We start from the raw sequence: 18,585 nt of genomic DNA, 5'->3' as shown, positions 1-18,585 counted from the left end.
AACGGAGAGTTTCGGTTTTACATTCGAATCCGCCACCACCACCGCCTCCAACTTCTTGTGATTTTACTTCCATGCTTCCGAAAGCAAATGACCCTATAAAGGCCAAGCCAAAGATTAATTTTTTCATTTTTCAAGTGCCGTGCGTGAGGACACGAACGGCGGCTTTAAATTTTACTAAAAAGTTTCTGGCCAAAAACGACTTCTTTCTGAAGTTGACACTAATCTAATGTCTTAACTCACGTAATTCAAATTCTAGTTGAAAATATTTTTTAATAATACATGGGCGGCGTTTTTTTTTTTGAATGGTCATTATTCGCAATTGTCTTCTTGCAATCTATAAAAGCTTAGCTTTTCCTCTTTGACCTTAAAAAATGTCTCCTGTGCCCAGATGGACTGAAGTTCATAATCAAGTTCACTCAAGCCTACAATTAATCTTCCTTTGCGATCCTTTGCGTTCTTCGTGGCTAAAAAACAAAAAGCTTTAGCTTTTCTCTGTGATCTTGAAAAATGTCTCCTGTGCCTAGATGGACTGAAGTTCATAATCAAGTTCACTCAAGCCTACAATTAATCTTCCTTTGCGGTCCTTTGCGTTCTTCGTGGCTAAAAAACAAAAAGCTTTAGCTTTTCTCTGTGATCTTGAAAAATGTCTCCTGTGCCTAGATGGACTGAAGTTCATAATCAAGTTCACTCAAGCCTACAATTAATCTTCCTTTGCGATCCTTCGCGAGCTTTGTGGCAAAAACCTCTCAGTGCGCTCCGTGGTAAAAAAATCTTTGCGCTACTTTGCGTCCTCCTTTGTGGTAAAAAAAGGTCGTGCCTTCAGCACTCAAAACTGGATTATTTACTTCTAACCCGGCATTGCATACCGGGCTTTTACGAAACGTGCCGTTGGCACTTACTTGATTCCACGCAAAAAGCTTCAGCTTTTCCTCTCCGTGGCCTGTGGTAAAATTCCTTTGTGAACCTTTGCGGTTAAAAACCTCTCAGTGTTCTCTGCGGTAAAACTTTTTTCGGTAAAAAAGAAATTTATTGATAAAGCTTCCGATCCAAGATATACTCCTCTACCTTATCCGGTAGCAAGTACTTCACCGAGTGCCCTTCCTGAATAGACTTACGGATAAAAGTTGCAGAGATATCCAAAAGTGGGGCTTCGATAGTTTTGATTTTGGGATGTTCAAATCCCTTAGCTTCTCCCGGGCGGGGATAGACAAAAATCTCATAATTGTCCAAGATTGCCTGATGGTTTTTCCACTTCTGGAAGTGGGTCAGATTATCCGAACCCAGAAAAAGACAAAACTGATGCTGTGGAAATTGGTCGCTCAGATAAGTGAGGGTATCGATCGTGTAGCTTGGTTTGGGCATCCGAAACTCTACATCACTTGCTCGAAAGTGGAAATGATCGGCTATGGCCAATTCGACCAATCTAAGTCGGTCAAACTCATGGATCAGGGATTGTTGCTTTTTGAATGGATTCTGAGGACTGACCACAAACCAAACCTCGTCCAAGTCAGTGCGATCGTACAGTACATTGGCGATAATCAGGTGTCCGACGTGGATCGGATTGAAACTTCCGAAATAGAGCCCAATCTTCATTTTATTTTGCTAAAAACTCCGACACCAATTTTACCGCCTCCTCGGAGGATCGATCAAATTCATCGTTGAGAATGCTGGTATCAAACTGAGGTTCAAACATCGATTCGAATTGTGCTTTGTAAAGTCTTCTGGACAATGACTCCTCGGATTCGGTGCCTCGGTCATTAAGTCTAGTTTTCAGTACTTCGAGCGAGGGAACTTTGACAAAAATGGCGAGAGCCTGCGGTCCAAAATACTTTTTGAGAGCCAAGCCACCTTTGACATCTACGTCAAAAATGACTGCTTTTCCATTGTCCCAGATGCGTTGGACTTCTTCCTTAAGTGTTCCGTAAAAATTTCCTTCGTAGACTTCTTCCCATTCCACAAAGGCATCTTGATCTATTTTCTTTTTGAATTCATCAATGCTTAAAAAATAGTAATCTCTGCCGTGCACTTCATGTCTTCCTCTTTTATCCCGGGTACAGGCCGAGATGGAGAATCCAAGGTTTGGGATGTATTGGATCAAGTGTCTGACCAAGGAGGTCTTTCCTGATCCGGAAGGGGCTGAGAAAATTATTGCTTTGCCTTGGTTTTTGCTCATTTGCTTTCCTGAATCATCTGGCGAATCGAGTTTGCCAGTTCCGTGGGTACAGGTTGTTTGGTGCATTTGGTTTTTAGCATTTCACGAATGGCTTGCTCCAGGTGATAATGCTCAAAGCAAGGCTGGCATTTAGCCAACTTTTCCTTCATCTGCTCTTTACCTGTATCGCCCATTTCTCCGTCGAGAATGCTCTCCAGCAATTGAAAACACTTGCTGACATCACCGCATTCGAGCTTTCGCTCTCCGGATGCTTGATCGTTTTTTTCCATGAGTAATCGTTTAATCTTCCTCTTCTACGTCCGTATTATACCCCATAGATTGGGCGTATCCTTTCAATTGTTCTTTCAAAAGATTCCTGGCGCGGTGCAGCCTGGATCTTACCGTCCCGATGGGGATATCGAGAATCTTTGCCATTTCTTCGTAAGTGAAGCCCTCGAGATCTGCCAAAATGATCACTGTTCGGAAATCGACCGCTAATGCATTCAGCGCGTTGGAGATCTCATCTCCGAGCATATCCTTGACCGATTCTGCCCTGAGATCGGAAGTACTTTGGTAGTCAACATCATCCGAGTTGTAGAAAGTTTCAACCTCTTGGTAATCTACCTTCGTAGGCTGCTTACTTTTCTTTCGGTATTCGTTGATAAAGCTGTTTTTCAGAATTCTGAAAAGCCAGGCTTTGGCATTAGTTCCTTGCTCAAATGAGTTGATAAACCGAAAAGCCTTCATGTAGGTATCTTGCACAAGATCCTTGGCATCGTCCTCATCAAAGGTGAGACGAAAAGCAAAATTGTACATAGAGTCTATGTGCGGCATGAACTCCCCATCGAAGATGGCCGTTTTCTCTTCTTGAGAATATTTTCTGCGCTGTACTTCAGACATAAGATTCAAAAGTAATGAATGCCCAATTTATAACCTGAAATTAAACCGAAAGTCGGCCGAATTAATTTATTTTGTTGCATAATTCGCTCCAAGCTCGAAGCAAACCTCCCCGTCAACCATTATTACTATGCTTTTCTTTAGGCTGCTGTCCTATTTGCCACTTTCGGTTTTGTATCTTTTTTCGGACTTGATCTATTTGATCGCCCGATTTGTAATCAGCTACCGCAAAAAGGTCATCGACGAAAACCTGAAATTTGCCTTTCCGGAAAAATCTGAGGTGGAACGGAAGAAAATCCGAAATCAATTCTACAGGAATTTCACGGACGTTTTCTTTGCCGAAACCATCAAAATGCTGACCATTTCTGAAAAAGAAATTCGGCAGCGCTTCCAGGTAATCAATCAGGAAATTGTTGATGCTGAAGTTTTAAAGGGAAAAAGTGCTGTAATGATGGCGGGGCATGTTTTCAATTGGGAAATGGCAATTTTGGGAGTGAGTTTGAATACTAAAGTCACCACCGAAACTGTCTATCTGAAGGTGAACAATCCCTTTTTCAACAAGCTGATGTTCAGAATACGAACTCGGTTTGGCGGACTTATGACTGAGAAACAGGCGTTTCGTAAAAGTATAATTACTCTGCGAAGTCAGCCTAGAATCGTATATTTAGCAGCGGATCAAAGACCTCCGAGTTCGGAAAAACAATATCAGCGTGATTTCCTCAACCGACCGGCTTATTTCTTCGAGGGCGGAGAATTTATGGCTAAAAAGATGGAGCTGCCCGTTTTCTTTGGAACAATGACCAAAGTGAAACGTGGACATTACCGTTTTGAAGTTGCGAATCTTGCCGAGCCACCCTACACTTCACATGAAGCACACAGTATTACGGATGAATTTTGCCGCAGGCTTGAAAAAACCATCAAAAACCAACCGGATTTATATCTCTGGAGTCATAAAAGGTGGAAGGTGTAATTGATTGAAAAATTAGAAAATTGGAACATTGAAAAATTAATTCATTGGGTAAGTCTCAAAATTTAAAGTTGGGAGGTTTGGAAGTTGGAAGTCGGGATGCAAAAATACCATAGCCTGATTTATGTTTTACCTCAACACCATTGATTCCCTCGTAAATCGTAATTCTGAAACTTGTGCTGAGCGTAGTCGAAGCATCGTAAATAAAAATTACTACAAAACACTAGACTTTTAGATCTTACCTCTTGATACTAAAATCTAGCTACTTGATACTGAAAAATGGATTACCTCAAGGAACTGAATCCTCCACAATTACAAGCAGTGCAGCATACCGATGGACCGGTAATGATCATTGCGGGTGCAGGTTCGGGCAAAACCCGGGTACTCACCTACCGCATTGCACACCTGATCTATGCCAAAGGAATTGACCCTTTCAATATCCTTTCCCTGACTTTTACCAATAAAGCCGCTGCAGAAATGAAGCATCGGATTGAGACACTTGTCGGTCTGGAAGCCAGAAATACCTGGATGGGAACATTTCACTCCATTTTTGCAAAAATCCTCCGAGTAGAATCTGGCAAAATCGGCTATCCTTCCAACTTCACGATTTACGATACGGACGACTCCAAATCCCTTATTCGCACGCTGGTAAAGGAGATGCGCATTGATGACAAGGTGTACAAAGCCAATGTGGTACTTTCAAGAATTTCAGGGGCAAAAAATAGATTGATCTCATGGCAGGCCTATCAGGATGATCCCTATGTCAAAGCCGATGATGAAGCTGCGATGAAACCTCGAATGGGTGAACTCTATCAGCGCTATCAGGAGCGACTTTTCAAAGCGGGCGCCATGGATTTTGATGATTTGCTCTTCAACACCAATGTGCTATTCAGAGATCATTTGGACGTACTCAACAAATATCAGCAGCGCTTCAAGTATGTGATGGTGGATGAGTTTCAAGACACGAATATTTCCCAATACCTCATTACTAAAAAGCTCGCCGCCGTCCACCAAAACATCTGCGTGGTAGGTGATGACGCGCAAAGTATCTATGCTTTTCGCGGAGCGGATATCCAAAATATCCTAAACTTCGAAAAAGACTATCCTGATCTTTTTGTGGTCAAGCTGGAGCAAAATTATCGCTCAACAAAAGTCATCGTTGAAGCCGCCAATTCTATCATCGATAAAAACAAAGCTCAACTCAAAAAGCTGGTTTGGACTTCTAACCCAGATGGCGATCTGATCGAATTGATCAAAGCAACTTCGGATGGCGAGGAAGGACGAATCGTTGCAAACACGATTTTCGAGGAAAAAAATAACAAAAAGCTTAACAACAGCGACTTTGCGATTCTCTATCGCACCAACTCCCAGTCCAGATCAATGGAAGAAGCGCTTCGCAAAATGAATCTGACCTACAAAATCGTGGGTGGCCTTTCATTTTACCAGAGAAAAGAAATCAAAGATCTGATGGCCTACATGCGCTTCACTGTGAATCCAGTGGATGAGGAAGCGTTCAAGCGGGTGATTAATTATCCCAAGCGGGGAATTGGGGATACTTCAGTGGAAAAGATTTTGGTAGCCGCCTACGATCATGACATTCCACTATGGGATGTGGTCAAAAATGCACACAGTTTCCTTCCCGGAAGAGCAGGAAGTGCGGTGGATGATTTTGCCACGATGATCAAAGCATTTCAAATCGAAGTGGAGCGAAAAGACGCTTTTGAAGCAGCAAGCAGCATTGCCAAGCAGAGTGGACTTTTGCGCGAGCTCTATGAGGACAAAACTATCGAAGGACTCAACCGCTACGAGAACGTGCAGGAATTGCTCAATGCAATCAAGGAATACGTGGACAATCCGGAGAATGAGGACAAAAGTTTGGGTTCCTTTCTACAGGAAATCGCCTTGTTGACAGACAACGATCAGGACAAGGACAAAACTGACGCCATCACGCTGATGACGATTCACTCCAGTAAAGGATTGGAGTTCAGGCAGGTTTTTGTAGTCGGAATGGAGGAGGATCTTTTCCCATCACAAATGATGATGCAAAGTCGGGAAGATCTGGAAGAAGAGCGACGTCTATTTTATGTGGCAACGACTCGTGCTATGGACAAATTATACCTGACTTATGCCTTGTCACGTTATCGATTTGGGCGATTACTCAACTGCGAACCAAGTAGATTTCTCGAGGAAGTAGACCCAAATATGATCAAAGTGAACAAGCGGATGTCCTCTAGAGATATGCCTGGAGCACTCCGAAAAGAAGGTTTGCCGGGAGCGGGTGGTTTCATCGGAATCAAAAAACAACCTGAATCCCGAGCCCCATCTCAATTGAAAATCCACACGCCATCACCGGATTTCAAGCCTTCCAACACGAACGGCCTCAAGGCTGATCAATTGGTGGAGCATCCGAAATTCGGTTTTGGAAAGGTGCAAAAAATTGAAACAGAAGGCCTTAATAAAAAGGCAACCATTCAATTTGAACATTTTGGAGAGAAAACATTATTGCTTAGCTTTGCCAAGCTCAGAATCATAGACTAATCACTTGCTTCCCTGTCCTTTGGTGATTTTTTGTTACCTTTTGTATGGCAAAAACCGGGAAGCAACATGGAGCACACCGAACCTGAAAAACAAAAACTAATTTTGAAAGAATACGGCAAAAACATTCAACGCCTGGTAGATCATGTCACCGCGATTGAAGACCGTGAAAAGCGCACTCAAAGTGCCTACACCGTCATCGAAATCATCAAACAGCTCAATCCAACCTGGAAACAGGAGAATGATCAGAAGCTTTGGGACGACATCTATATCATGTCCGACTTCAAACTTGACGTGGATGGACCTTTTCCAATGCCTGAAAAAGAATTGCTTGGAAAAAAACCACAGTCAATTGGCTACCCGAAAGGCGAAGTAAAGTTTAAGCACTACGGCAGAAACATCGAAAAATTGATCGAACAGGCTATTGAGATTGAAAATGACGAAGATCAAGAGTCTGCCATCATTTACATTGGTCAGTTAATGCGGTCATTTCATTCGACTTGGAACAGAGATAATTTCGATGATGGAATCATCCTCGATGACATCAAAACGCTCTCTAAAGGCAGACTTCACATTGATCTGGAAAAAGTAAGAGAAAACGCGCTTTTTGAATCTAATACTCGAAGAGATTTCAAAATCCAACACATCGAAGCCGAACCTCAGAAGAAGAAGTTCAACCATCCCAAAAAAACCAGAAGCAACGGCCACAGCAACAACAATAACAAAAAGCGTAGAAATTAATGGCATCATTTCGAGTAACTGGTGGTACCCGTTTGAAAGGAGAAATCACTCCTCAAGGCGCAAAAAACGAAGCACTTCAGATTCTTTGCGCGGTACTTTTAACCCCTGAAAAAATTACAATCAATAAAGTCCCAAATATCCGAGATGCCAATAAACTCATTGAGTTATTGTCGGATATGGGAGTAAAAGTTGAAAAACTCGGACCTGAATCCTATTCCTTTCAAGCTGACAATGTCAACTTGGACTACTTGGAGACGGAAGATTTTCTGGCAAAGGCTTCAGCACTTCGTGGTTCGGTCATGATTCTTGGACCACTCTTAGGCAGATTTGGCAGAGGTAAACTATCTAAACCGGGAGGAGATAAAATCGGTCGTAGAAGAATGGACACGCACTTTTTTGGCTTTCAAAAACTTGGAGCAGAATTCCATTACGACGCAAAAAACGAGATTTTCCACATTGATGGAAAAAATCTGAAAGGCACTTACATGCTTCTCGATGAAGCTTCTGTCACCGGCACGGCTAATATTGTGATGGCGGCAGTCTTTGCCGAAGGCAAAACCACCATCTACAATGCAGCCTGTGAGCCTTACCTTCAGCAGCTTTGCGACATGCTCAATCGTATGGGAGCAAAAATCACCGGGGTTGGCTCCAATTTGCTGACCATTGAGGGGGTAAAAGAGCTTGGCGGAACCGATCACACTATGCTTCCGGATATGATTGAGATTGGTTCATTCATCGGAATGGCAGCCATGACTCAATCTGAAATCACGATTAAAGACTGTCAGATTCATCGCTTGGGAATCATTCCTGAGACGTTTAAGCGAATGGGAATCCATTTGGAATTTCGGGGAGATGATATCTTCGTTCCTGCTCAGAAGCATTACGAGATCGAAACCTTTATAGATGGTTCGATTTTGACCGTAGCGGATCAAATATGGCCTGGATTTACACCGGATCTACTTTCGATCATTTTGGTGACAGCGACTCAGGCAAAAGGGACGGTTTTGGTGCACCAGAAAATGTTTGAATCTCGCTTATTCTTCGTGGATAAGTTGATCGATATGGGTGCGCAGATCATCCTTTGTGATCCTCACCGGGCTACAGTTATCGGACTGGATAGAAAATATCCACTTCGAGGAATCCGAATGACTTCCCCTGATATTAGAGCGGGAGTTGCTTTGTTGATTGCGGCGATGTCAGCTAATGGCGTTTCCGTCATTGACAACATCGAACAAATTGATAGAGGTTATCAAAACATCGATGAGCGTCTCAATGCCTTGGGTGCAAAAATCGAACGAATCGCATAATTCAAAGGGAGTCAAAAGCTCCCTTTTTTTTTAAATTTCAATCTATTTTTGCTTGGTCAACTAGTTGGCCTCTAAGGGTTCATGATTTAGATGACTTGACAAGCCCATTTTTAAAAATTCCTCCGGGTCAGTTATAAGAAATCAAGCATGACCCCGAGCGACACACAGAGGGATGATTATAATGCATGCGAAGATTCCACCTGCCTGCCGGCAGGCAGGTGTGGCCATTAAAAATCAAATTATAAACACATGAAAAATTACCTTTCCTCAAGGAATCCAAAAAACCAAGATTATTTCTTTTTAAAGGCAAGAACTTTCCCAATTATCTAGCTCCTTTTGCCCTTTTCTCCAATTTTTTGGTAACTTCTAGGCCAATAAGCTCAACCCTTTTAACCTATGACCAAGAAAAAACTCCGTAGCCAGGAATGGTACGGCCGGACCGGTAAAGACGGATTTATTTACAGATCCTGGATGAAAAACCAGGGCCTCCCACATCATCTTTTTGAAGGTGACAAACCTGTCATCGGGATTTGCAACACCTGGTCCGAACTCACTCCCTGCAATGCACATTTTCGAGATTTGGCTGATGCACTCAAACGTGGGATTTGGGAAGCTGGTGGATTTCCATTAGAATTTCCAGTAATGTCACTGGGCGAGTGTTCCATTAAGCCTACGGCAATGCTTTTCCGAAACTTAGCTTCCATGGACGTGGAAGAAAGTATTCGCGCCAATCCGATGGATGGCGTAGTATTGATGTGCGGTTGCGACAAAACTACACCATCGCTTGTGATGGGTGCCGCTTCGGTAGATATTCCTGCAATGGTGCTTTCCGGCGGGCCCATGCTTGTGGGGCGATTTAAAGGAAAAAAAATCGGTACTTCCGATATCTGGAGATTTGCAGAAGATTTCAAACTTGGCAAGCTTTCACAGGAAGAATTTATAGAAGCAGAAGCCGCAATGTCCCGCTCCGTAGGTCACTGCGCGCCGATGGGTACGGCCTCCACCATGGCCGCAATGGTTGAAGCTTTGGGTTTATCGCTTCCCGACAACGCTACCATCCCGGCGGCAGATTCCCGAAGGAAAGTCATAGCGCACATGACAGGCATGCGCATCGTGGAAATGGTGAAAGAAGACCTGAAAATGAGTCAGATTCTAACTCGAAAAGCATTCGAAAATGCAATTATGGTCAATGCCGCAGTGGGCGGCTCCACCAACTTTATTTTGCATTTGACAGCCATTGCCAAGCGAATCGGAGTGGATATTGACTTGACAGATTTTGACTTTTTCTCTGCAAAAATCCCATTGATTGCCAATGTGCAGCCATCTGGTGAGCATTGGATAGAGGACCTTTTCTATGCAGGCGGACTTCCTGCTGTCATGCGGGAAATTCAAAAACACCTACATACTGATGCGCTCACTGTCAATGGAAAAACAATTGGCGAGAATATTTCAAAAGCTGAATGTTGGGACAGAAATCTGATCGGAACCTTGGAAAACCCAATAAAACCGGATTCCGGTATCGCAGTCCTCAAAGGAAACCTTTGTCCTAATGGTGCGGTGATAAAACCTTCTGCAGCAACACCAAGCCTTTTGACACATACGGGAAGAGCAGTCGTCTTTGAAAATATCGATGATTACAAGGCAAAAGTGGATGATCCTAATCTCGATATCGATGAAACTTGTGTGATGGTCATGAAAAACGTTGGTCCAAAAGGCTATCCGGGGATGCCTGAGGTGGGAAATATGGGCTTGCCCGTAAAACTTCTGGCAAAAGGCGTGAAGGATATGGTTCGTATATCAGATGGTAGAATGAGTGGTACTGGATTCGGCACAGTTGTGCTTCACATATCTCCCGAATCAGCAATCGGAGGCCCTTTAGCTTTTGTGAAAAACGGGGATATGATTGCTTTGGATGTACCCAATCGAACTTTGAATCTCCTGATCTCAGATGAAGAATTTGAAAATCGAAAGGTTGGCTTTGTACCAACTAGACTTCCTTACGAGCGTGGTTATGTCAATCTGTTTCTGGATAAAGTAAATCAGGCCCACGAGGGAGTGGACTTTGATTTTCTTCAGGGGAGCTCTGGTTCGGAAGTGAAAAGAGATTCACATTAATTTTATATTATCTAGACCTGTCAGGTTTTGAAAACCTGACAGGTCTAAATCCTTAAGCATGGTATGAAATCTCAAAAAGTGGCCATCATCACAGGCGCAGGACAAGGAATTGGACTTGAAATTGCCAGAAAACTGTTGGATACTGGTTCTAATGTGATCTTAAATGATCTGGAAAAGAAGCTAACAGAGGAGGCCGTTGCTTCCCTTTCTCAACAAGGAAAAGGATCAATTATGTGCTGCTCTGGGGACTCTTCTTCAGAGGCAGTAATTGCTGAATTGATTGACTTAGCCATGCATCATTTTGGACATCTTGATCAAGTAGTGGCTAATGCAGGAATCACACTATTTGGGAATTTTTTAGACTATTCTCGCGAAGACTTCTCCGAGGTAATGCGTGTCAACCAGGCAGGAACTTTTTTTCTGACCCAAGCGGCTGCCCGAGTCATGAAAGTTCAAGAAAATGGAGGATCAATTCTATTGACCTCCTCGGTCACTGCCCATCAAAGCCATGAAAACCTAGCTGCTTATGCCATGAGTAAGGCAGCAATTGAAATGTTAGCAAAAAATCTGGTGATAGAACTTGCCCCTTTTGGTATTCGCATCAACTCCATAGCCCCGGGAGCTACAATTACCGAACGGACCACTTCCGACCCGGAATATGTTAATACCTGGTCAAAACTCACCCCAATAGGCAGACCTGCTTTCACCTCCGATATTGCTGAGGCTGCGGCCTTCTTACTTTCTGATGCTGCAAGGCACATCACAGGACAGACATTAATCGTGGACGGAGGCTGGACAGCAATAAGCCCATCACCCTATGCCTGAAAATCACCAAATAGCCAAAGACCTTCATCTTGTTTTGAAATCCCCTCCTCCTTGGGAGTTGAGTGGAGAAGGAATTATTTTGGTTTTTCGATTCAAAAAAGAATGGGTCGAAAGTTTGGCCTTGCTTCCTAAACATCTCAAAGGAAAATTTAAGGGTGGATTGGGTTATGTGATGCTTGTCAACTACGAGAAATCACCTGTAGGTCCTTACCATGAACTTTTGATCATTCCTGGTAAATTCCGAAAAACGAAAAAGCAAGCAATCACCAAAATCTACGTGGATTCTGAAGCCAGCGCTCAAAACGGGAGAAATAACTGGGGAATTCCGAAGGAAAACCTACCTTTTTCTTGGTCAAAGGAGCACGGGAAAGATATAGTCGAAATCAAATCAGGTGATAAAGTGATCTTTTCGACAGAAATCACTTCCGGAGGACTTCCTTTCCCCGTGACTACCTCCATCCTGCCTATCAGTCTTTGTCAAACTTGGAATCGGGTTAAATTTTACACCAAACCTACCGGGTCTGGCTGGGGCAAATTAGCTCGAGTAAAAAAAATGGAAATCGATCCAGCATTCTTTCCTGACATCCGCAACATTAAACCTATTCTTGCGGTCAAAATCAATCCATTCAACATAAAATTCCCAGTGCCGACTTATGGGGATGAGATCATTTGACAACAAACGAATTATCGTCACGGGAGCCGGTTCAGGGATCGGTTTGGAGTTTATCAGGCAGCTTTATCCTCTGACCGAGAAGATTTTGGCAGTCGATATTTCTATTCAAAATTTAGAAAACCTTAAATCGGAATTTCCGAATTTGGAGGGCTTTTTACTTTCTGATTTAAGTGAAAAGGAAGGAAACAGCCTGATTTTGAACTGGATTGAAAGCTCATGGGACGCTGTTGACTATTGCTTTGCAAATGCAGGAAAAGCAGAATACAATGCAGCAAATCTTCAAGATTGGGAAAATATGGATTCTCTTTTTCAGCTTAATGTTTTTAGCCCCATACAACTTGGGATGACAATACGAAACCGCTACCCAAAAACAGAATTTCGACATGTGATTACTTGCTCAGCTATTGCCTTTTGGGCCATTCCCGGCTATAGTATTTATAGTGCCAGTAAGGCCGCATTGATGCAATGGGCCCGAACGATTTGGGCTGAAAAAACAGGTGACTGGATAACTTTAGTCTTCCCGATTGCCACAAATACCAATTTTTTCACTTCCGCAGGAAAGGAAATCCCAAAAGCATTTCCCGTCCAAAATCCTGAATTTGTGGTGAAAAAGATCATTTCTGGTGTCAAAAAAGGCAGAAAGAAAATTTTTCCTTCGCTACTATTTAGGGTGATGCTACATCTAAATAATTTCCTTTTTATCATTCGTCCAATTTCTCAAGCAATTGAATCAAAGAAATTCCGATCTTGGATGAATAAAAAATGCCAATCCAAACAATTTTAAATTTCGATTTACTAATTCCTTCCTATGAAAAACTATCTTTTCTTACTCTCTTTTATCTGGATCATCAGCTCTTGCGAGCAGAAAACGGAAATGCCTGACACCCTTCCTTTAAAAGTTGCCAAAGCCTATGGTTTTGAGAATTTTGACAAAGTAAATTCCATCGCCTACACTTGGAATGTGCAACGAGACTCCGTAAATGTGATTTCCAGAGATTGGAAATGGAACGTTAAAGAAAACACTGTCTATTATTCTGGAGCAGATACCACATTTACTTACAGCCTAGCATCAGACTCTTTACCAAAACAGGATGGGGGATTCATCAATGATAAATATTGGTTGATGATGCCATTCCAATTGGCTTGGGATACGGGATATACTTATGAAACCACTGAAAATGTCCCGGCCCCTATTTCAGGAGCAAATACGACGAAGCTCACGATTCTTTACAACTCCGGAGAACCGAAAGCTCCCGGATTGGGATATACCCCCGGAGATGCTTACGATCTTTACCTCAATGATGATCATATGATCACCGAATGGGTTTTCAGAAGAGGTAATGGTGTAGATGGCCGTCCTATCACTTGGGACAATGTCAAAGACTTTGGGCCGATCAAGTTTGCAACTGATCACTCCAATGATGCAGGGCAGCGGTTTATTTGGTTTTCAAATATCAAAGTTGAATAGTTAACAATTCTTCCGCATCAATTTAAACTATCCCGCTGGTAGCTCTCTAATATGTGAAGGAGGCGGTTCAGAATTCGTGAAAAATTTGCTGAAAGAAAAAATGGTCGAGCTGCCTTTATATCATATTCCATTTGGAAATTCTCTGCTGATGTTCTAAAAAGTAAAGGGCTGATTTCTTAGATCAGCCCTTTAAAATTTTAAGATTTTAGAAAAAGTTAGCTCGTAAATTACAGCTTATTGATTGTGTCTTTGACAGTATCAATAGAGCCACCCAATTTTCTTTGCAATCGTCCTAAAAGCTCATCTTCTTTTCCTTCTTCATATAAAAGATCGTCATCAGTTAGATCAGCATACTTTTGCTTAAGCTTTCCTTTGACTTCGTTCCAAGAACCTTTCATTTGAAGTTTAGTGTCAGTTTTCATTTTTTTTGGGGTTAAAGTGTAACAAAAATTCTTTCAGAGAAATCCAAACTCAATGCCACAAGACAGATTCAGCATTTATACACTTCAGAGGTTTAAAATCAAAAATCTCACTGTGTAGAATCCTTCCAAAGTGGGGCTTAAAAACCCAGTTTTTCGCAAAAAATCCCTGTGGTTTTAATTCCGGCTTCGCAAAGTTTTTTTACTGCCCAGCCTCCACTGATTCCCGACCCGACTACGATCGCGTCGTAAGTCAGTGCTTTGTTTGCGTCAATATTAAAATTGGCCATTACAATAGGTTTTTTAGAGTTTAAATAATAACCATTTTTTGACTGAATGGACCATCAAATATGTTAGAAAAGCACTTTTTTAAAAAAGCTGAGAGCGATAAAAATCAAAATCATCCTTCAAAAGAACCTAAGAATAGACAGGTGTTTGCAACTTATACTACGGTAATTTTTTTTCACATTTAATTTATTAGATATATTTAGCTTTTACGAGAAAAAGAGAATTCATTCTATTTGCCCCATTTGAATCAAAAATTAAATTTCCAATGAGAAACATATTGCTCTTAATTATTTACGCTTCAATTTTTTCTTGCTCCCCTCAAACAGAAAAAGTACAGCTATCTCTTTCAATCCTTGATTCAATTAAAATTCCACTGGATTCATCAATAAACCCAAATCGTACTTCCTTTCAGTATATTGATTCTGACTCAGGAGAATTTTTAGCACTTCAAAATAAATCAGTTCACGCTATTGAAATTTTTGATCTTGAATCAGGCCTTCATGTGAAAAGAATAAAGCTCAATAAAGACGGCCCCAACCGTTCAGGTGAGGTTAATGGATTTCGGATATTTTCAAATGACTCATTATTGGTCGCATCCTATCCTCAAAAACTGATGTTATTCAATTTTGAAGGAATAAAAACCAATGAATTCCCGATTAAAGACACCAAAAACGATGTGAATTATATTTCCTCCACCAGCGAAATCCCTTTTTTATTTGAGGGGAAAAAGGTTTTTGGAGCTCAACCATTTTTTCGAAATTTCTTTGACATGTCTGCTTCAGATCTGGGCAAATTCAGTCATATCTATCAACTGGATATGGAATCTATCAATCCCGAGGCCGAATGGCTACCCATTTCCAATCCCGAGGACACTTGGAAGGAAGGAAAAAAAGTTCCAAAATTCACTTGGACGGACCGAGGAGACAGTATTTTGGTTTCACCATATAATGACCACCGAATTTGGGTAATATCCAAGAAAAGGAAAGAATTACTAGAACTAGTACAAGCAAAGGCACCGGAGGTTAATCAATTTCAAATTATTAAAGGATTGCCCTCCGGAGATCAGGGAATCATAGAAGAACTAGAATCCGACCGATATGAACTTCTGCTTTATGATCATTTCCGCGAGGTATATTATCGATTCTATTTCGTGGGAATTGATGTCAACGACTTCGAAATCGATTATAGGAATCTTTTCTCAAATAGACCTAAAGTTGGATTATTGGTTTTAGACACCAGACTGAAAATCATTGGAAACCATCTTTTTGAAACTCATGCAATCGAACCCTGGAACTACTTTGTGGGCCGCAAAGGTCTTTTTGTCTCCACCAACAATTCCAATCGGGATGATTTCGACGAGAATTTTCTGAGGTATGATATTATCCGCTTTGAGGGGTTGAAATATGAGGATTAAATGGATTCCAACTTTCCTACCAATCCTGATCTTGCTTTCATGCAAACTTAAGAATTAAAAGTATTTAAGCTTCCAAGATTACTCTTGGAGGAATTAATTTGACTGAGTGAATTTATTACCAATGACCGTTTTGATTAAAACTAAACCTAAAAAGTTTACTGCATCGCTTGTTTTTGGAATTCTAGCGTTACTTCTAATTTCTTTTTCAGCAGAAAATGATCCCTTTGAAAAAATCATAGCTGCCTTTGAGCGCTACATTGCTGAGCATCCTGAGGAAAAGGTTTACTTACACTATGATCGCCCCTATTATGCAGCAGGAGAAACCATTTGGTTTAAAGCTTACCTCACTGCTGGACCATATCACTTGTCCTCATCGCTCAGCAATACTATTTATGTAGAGCTAATTAACAACCAAAACCAAATTATTCAGCGACAGATAATCCACTCTTCGGAGGGTTTTGCTTCCGGTATGCTTCACTTGTCGGAGAGTTTAAATTCCGGAAATTATTTGTTGCGAGCCTATACCAATTGGATGCGAAATTCAGGTGAGGAATACTTCTTCCATTCGCAACTGAAAATTTGGAATAGCCTGGAGCTTAATGAATCTCCAATTAGCCAAGATCAATCTGGACAGACTGGAAGGTTTGATCTTCAGTTCTTTCCCGAGGGAGGAAATTTGGTCAATGGAATCATGAGCAAAGTAGCTTTTAAAGCAATTGGGGAAGATGGCTTGGGAAGAGTGGTCAAAGGAAAAATCCTGGAAAGAGGGCGAATCCTGGGAGAATTTGAAAGTAATCCGCTGGGAATGGGTGTTTTCCCGCTTCTGCCTGAAAAAGGAAAAACTTACACCGCTCAAATAGAGGGAAGCGAGCAGGAATTGTTTTTACCCATTGCTCTGAATAAAGGAATTGTCATGTCCGTGACTAATTCTCCCAAGACATCTGATCTTTTGATTAAGATTCAGGCATCGGAAAATGTAGCGTTTCAAACTATCAACCTTTTAGCACAAACCCGAGGGCTGGTATGTGCATCGAGCAAGGCAGACCTTTCGAATCGAGTCATCTTTGTAAGAATTCCAAAGGAAGAATTTCCATCGGGAATAGCACAACTAACCGCAATTGATGAAAATGGGATCCCTTTGGCTGAGCGGCTTGTTTTCATTGATCACAGAGATCAATTGGAAATTACGGTCACCACTGACAAACCAAACTATGCTCCAAGAGAGGCTGTAAGACTCACGATCGAGACAAAAAATAAGGAAAGCAAACCCATGCCGGCAAATTTATCGCTCACCGTATTTGATAGCGAGCAAGTAATATCGGATGTAAATAGACAGACTATCGAGTCAAATCTATTGATCTCATCAGAACTCAAAGGTTACATTGAATCTCCGGGCTACTACTTCAATCCCGCAAATAAGGATAAGGAAATAGCTCTCGATTACCTGATGCTCACCCAAGGCTGGCGAAAGTTTACGATCGTTGATGCTCTTTCCTCAGATCGCAAGAAACAGGTTCATCGAATTGAAAAGGGGCTTACCCTCAAAGGGCAATTGACAGACACAAAAACAAACAAGCCGATCGAAAACGGAACGGTCTCTTATCTTTCACTATTTCCCATTACTGAATCCAGCACAATTTCTACCGGTGAGAATGGGGAGTTTGAGTTTCAGGATTTGTTTTATTTTGATTCTACCAAAGTAACGCTCACAGGAAAACCTAAAAATGGACGAACGCCTGTTTCCCTTTCAACAGTCGGCCGATATCCTTCTCCTCCATTGAAGTATCCCATATTATCCTACTTCTCTTCACCTTCGGATGTGGAAAAGGACTTTATCTCCAAAAATTTGGAAAGGAAAAACATAAACCGAGCATTTGACTTTGAGGAGGACGATGTTATACTCGAGGGAATTGAGATTCAAGGAAAAAAAATTGAAGATCAATACACTGGTCCTCGAATTTATGGTGATGGATCCATTAAGGTAAAGGTGGCCGACAATCCAGTATTGGAAAACCTACAACATCCCCTTGATTTGATAAGAGGAAGAGTGGCAGGCGTTCAGGTTGTGGGCGGAGGAATGGACTGGAAAGTTTTGATCCAAGGAGTTAATTCTATAGGCAGCAGTATCGAACCTTTGATTTTGCTGGATGATGTGGAAATCAAAATTGTGGATTTAAGTTCTATTCCAGTTATGGAAATTGAAAGCTATACTGTGTGGAAAGGTCCTGATGCAGTGGTTTTTGGCTCAAGAGGTGCCAATGGGGCGATAGGATTTTATACAAGACGGGGAATTGTAAAGCCAAGTCCCTTGAACCAAGTGGAGGCTAGTCTAGTGCCAGCCGGTTATCAGTTTGAGCAGGAGTTTTATTCACCAAAATATACAACAGATGAACCACCACAGGCCAAACCTGATAAGCGAATCACGCTGTTCTGGGAACCGCATATCCAAACTGATTCAACAGGAAAAGCTTCCCTCCTATTTTACAATGCTGATGTGGAAACAGTAGTCCAAGGTGAGATAGTAGGGATCAGTAGGAATGGAAGTCCTGGGACTTCTAGATTTAGCTATAAAGTAGGCAAGTAAAAAAATGAAATGGTTTGGAAAAGTGAGTCTTAACTAATTTCAACATGAACTCAAGACACACCAAAACATTTAATTGAAAGCACATTTCAAAAGGAAACATGTATTAACCTATAGTTGATAAATGGCTATTTGCGTTTCATAATGTATTTTAAGCTTTGTGAATAAAAGATTAAAATATTTTGCAAAAATAGTTGCTTTTT

17 protein-coding genes are annotated in these 18,585 nt (G+C 41.6%); 11 read left to right on the top strand and 6 right to left on the bottom strand.

Translation table 11 applies throughout. The annotated features are described in order from the left end of the window. Window positions 1–1,026 precede the first annotated feature (1,026 nt). Genes nadD through ACK4HU_RS21595 form a run of 4 tightly spaced genes read right to left on the bottom strand, consistent with a single transcriptional unit; the run spans window position 1,027 to window position 3,052 of the window. Entirely contained in the window at window positions 1,027–1,593 is a 567-nt protein-coding gene (gene nadD, locus ACK4HU_RS21610) for a nicotinate (nicotinamide) nucleotide adenylyltransferase (protein ID WP_409810167.1), read from the bottom strand. Between the two features lies 1 nt (window position 1,594). Continuing rightward, on the bottom strand, window positions 1,595–2,173 hold the full coding sequence (gene gmk / locus ACK4HU_RS21605) for a guanylate kinase (RefSeq protein ID WP_409810164.1): 579 nt from the start codon (window positions 2,171–2,173) through the stop codon (window positions 1,595–1,597). Then, the gene (locus ACK4HU_RS21600; protein WP_409810161.1) at window positions 2,170–2,442 is read right to left on the bottom strand and encodes an anti-sigma factor; all 273 of its coding nucleotides are present in this window, start codon (window positions 2,440–2,442) and stop codon (window positions 2,170–2,172) included. The genes gmk and ACK4HU_RS21600 overlap by 4 nt, the downstream gene beginning before the upstream one ends. Before the next feature lie 10 nt (window positions 2,443–2,452). Next, window positions 2,453–3,052 (bottom strand): sigma-70 family RNA polymerase sigma factor, encoded by a 600-nt coding sequence (locus ACK4HU_RS21595; protein ID WP_409810159.1) that lies wholly within the window; start codon window positions 3,050–3,052, stop codon window positions 2,453–2,455. A 127-nt stretch (window positions 3,053–3,179) separates the two neighbouring features. Between ACK4HU_RS21595 and ACK4HU_RS21590 the strand changes: the two genes are divergently transcribed. The 9 genes from ACK4HU_RS21590 (at window position 3,180) to ACK4HU_RS21550 (ending at window position 13,680) form a co-directional block, all read left to right on the top strand. Further along, window positions 3,180–4,019, top strand: a complete 840-nt coding sequence (locus ACK4HU_RS21590; RefSeq protein WP_409810156.1) for a lysophospholipid acyltransferase family protein — start codon at window positions 3,180–3,182, stop codon at window positions 4,017–4,019. Between the two features lie 276 nt (window positions 4,020–4,295). Further along, a complete protein-coding gene (locus tag ACK4HU_RS21585) occupies window positions 4,296–6,554 on the top strand; it encodes an ATP-dependent helicase (protein ID WP_409810153.1) in 2,259 nt (752 codons plus the stop codon). Window positions 6,555–6,620: 66 nt separating this feature from the next. Continuing rightward, window positions 6,621–7,292, top strand: a complete 672-nt coding sequence (locus ACK4HU_RS21580; RefSeq protein ID WP_409810151.1) for a DUF4290 domain-containing protein — start codon at window positions 6,621–6,623, stop codon at window positions 7,290–7,292. Then, entirely contained in the window at window positions 7,292–8,599 is a 1,308-nt protein-coding gene (murA, locus tag ACK4HU_RS21575) for a UDP-N-acetylglucosamine 1-carboxyvinyltransferase (protein ID WP_409810148.1), read from the top strand. The genes ACK4HU_RS21580 and murA overlap by 1 nt, the downstream gene beginning before the upstream one ends. 396 nt (window positions 8,600–8,995) lie before the next feature. After that, window positions 8,996–10,714, top strand: coding sequence for an IlvD/Edd family dehydratase (locus ACK4HU_RS21570; RefSeq protein ID WP_409810145.1), 1,719 nt, complete (start codon window positions 8,996–8,998; stop codon window positions 10,712–10,714). Between the two features lie 63 nt (window positions 10,715–10,777). After that, entirely contained in the window at window positions 10,778–11,539 is a 762-nt protein-coding gene (locus ACK4HU_RS21565) for an SDR family NAD(P)-dependent oxidoreductase (RefSeq protein WP_409810142.1), read from the top strand. Then, window positions 11,532–12,212, top strand: coding sequence for an acetoacetate decarboxylase family protein (locus ACK4HU_RS21560; RefSeq protein WP_409810139.1), 681 nt, complete (start codon window positions 11,532–11,534; stop codon window positions 12,210–12,212). Before ACK4HU_RS21565 ends, ACK4HU_RS21560 begins: the two co-directional genes overlap by 8 nt. Further along, window positions 12,199–12,996, top strand: coding sequence for an SDR family NAD(P)-dependent oxidoreductase (locus ACK4HU_RS21555; RefSeq protein ID WP_409810136.1), 798 nt, complete (start codon window positions 12,199–12,201; stop codon window positions 12,994–12,996). The genes ACK4HU_RS21560 and ACK4HU_RS21555 overlap by 14 nt, the downstream gene beginning before the upstream one ends. Before the next feature lie 24 nt (window positions 12,997–13,020). Further along, window positions 13,021–13,680 (top strand): hypothetical protein, encoded by a 660-nt coding sequence (locus ACK4HU_RS21550; RefSeq protein WP_409810133.1) that lies wholly within the window; start codon window positions 13,021–13,023, stop codon window positions 13,678–13,680. Window positions 13,681–13,907: 227 nt separating this feature from the next. Here ACK4HU_RS21550 and ACK4HU_RS21545 read toward each other — a convergent pair whose 3' ends face one another. Together ACK4HU_RS21545 and ACK4HU_RS21540 are read right to left on the bottom strand one after the other, a co-directional pair. After that, window positions 13,908–14,102 carry a CsbD family protein gene (locus ACK4HU_RS21545; RefSeq protein ID WP_409810130.1) on the bottom strand — a complete coding sequence of 65 codons (195 nt, stop codon included), beginning with the start codon at window positions 14,100–14,102 and terminating at the stop codon, window positions 13,908–13,910. Between the two features lie 137 nt (window positions 14,103–14,239). Then, window positions 14,240–14,389, bottom strand: coding sequence for a hypothetical protein (locus ACK4HU_RS21540; protein WP_409810170.1), 150 nt, complete (start codon window positions 14,387–14,389; stop codon window positions 14,240–14,242). Window positions 14,390–14,652: 263 nt separating this feature from the next. On the opposite strand from ACK4HU_RS21540, the gene ACK4HU_RS21535 reads away from it, so the two are divergent. After that, window positions 14,653–15,801, top strand: coding sequence for a DUF4221 family protein (locus ACK4HU_RS21535; protein WP_409810127.1), 1,149 nt, complete (start codon window positions 14,653–14,655; stop codon window positions 15,799–15,801). Between the two features lie 121 nt (window positions 15,802–15,922). Then, complete coding sequence (locus ACK4HU_RS21530; RefSeq protein WP_409810124.1) at window positions 15,923–18,385, top strand: TonB-dependent receptor plug domain-containing protein; 2,463 nt, start codon at window positions 15,923–15,925, stop codon at window positions 18,383–18,385. Window positions 18,386–18,585: the final 200 nt, after the last annotated feature.

It is taken from the genome of Algoriphagus sp. (assembly GCF_046296635.1).
Classification (GTDB): Bacteria; Bacteroidota; Bacteroidia; order Cytophagales; family Cyclobacteriaceae; genus Algoriphagus.
Note: the sequence above shows the minus strand (reverse complement) of the source record. Positions and strands in the feature narration are given on the sequence as shown.

Excerpts from the sequence above, each read along its gene's own strand:
- ACK4HU_RS21535 (WP_409810127.1), top strand. The coding sequence starts at position 14,653 with ATGAGAAACATATTGCTCTTAATTATTTACGCTTCAATTTTTTCTTGC.
- murA (WP_409810148.1), top strand. The coding sequence starts at position 7,292 with ATGGCATCATTTCGAGTAACTGGTGGTACCCGTTTGAAAGGAGAAATC.
- ACK4HU_RS21565 (WP_409810142.1), top strand. The coding sequence starts at position 10,778 with ATGAAATCTCAAAAAGTGGCCATCATCACAGGCGCAGGACAAGGAATT.
- ACK4HU_RS21550 (WP_409810133.1), top strand. The coding sequence starts at position 13,021 with ATGAAAAACTATCTTTTCTTACTCTCTTTTATCTGGATCATCAGCTCT.
- ACK4HU_RS21590 (WP_409810156.1), top strand. The coding sequence starts at position 3,180 with ATGCTTTTCTTTAGGCTGCTGTCCTATTTGCCACTTTCGGTTTTGTAT.
- nadD (WP_409810167.1), bottom strand. The coding sequence starts at position 1,593 with ATGAAGATTGGGCTCTATTTCGGAAGTTTCAATCCGATCCACGTCGGA.
- ACK4HU_RS21595 (WP_409810159.1), bottom strand. The coding sequence starts at position 3,052 with ATGTCTGAAGTACAGCGCAGAAAATATTCTCAAGAAGAGAAAACGGCC.
- gmk (WP_409810164.1), bottom strand. The coding sequence starts at position 2,173 with ATGAGCAAAAACCAAGGCAAAGCAATAATTTTCTCAGCCCCTTCCGGA.
- ACK4HU_RS21570 (WP_409810145.1), top strand. The coding sequence starts at position 8,996 with ATGACCAAGAAAAAACTCCGTAGCCAGGAATGGTACGGCCGGACCGGT.
- ACK4HU_RS21540 (WP_409810170.1), bottom strand. The coding sequence starts at position 14,389 with ATGGCCAATTTTAATATTGACGCAAACAAAGCACTGACTTACGACGCG.
- ACK4HU_RS21600 (WP_409810161.1), bottom strand. The coding sequence starts at position 2,442 with ATGGAAAAAAACGATCAAGCATCCGGAGAGCGAAAGCTCGAATGCGGT.
- ACK4HU_RS21560 (WP_409810139.1), top strand. The coding sequence starts at position 11,532 with ATGCCTGAAAATCACCAAATAGCCAAAGACCTTCATCTTGTTTTGAAA.
- ACK4HU_RS21580 (WP_409810151.1), top strand. The coding sequence starts at position 6,621 with ATGGAGCACACCGAACCTGAAAAACAAAAACTAATTTTGAAAGAATAC.
- ACK4HU_RS21530 (WP_409810124.1), top strand. The coding sequence starts at position 15,923 with ATGACCGTTTTGATTAAAACTAAACCTAAAAAGTTTACTGCATCGCTT.
- ACK4HU_RS21545 (WP_409810130.1), bottom strand. The coding sequence starts at position 14,102 with ATGAAAACTGACACTAAACTTCAAATGAAAGGTTCTTGGAACGAAGTC.
- ACK4HU_RS21585 (WP_409810153.1), top strand. The coding sequence starts at position 4,296 with ATGGATTACCTCAAGGAACTGAATCCTCCACAATTACAAGCAGTGCAG.
- ACK4HU_RS21555 (WP_409810136.1), top strand. The coding sequence starts at position 12,199 with ATGAGATCATTTGACAACAAACGAATTATCGTCACGGGAGCCGGTTCA.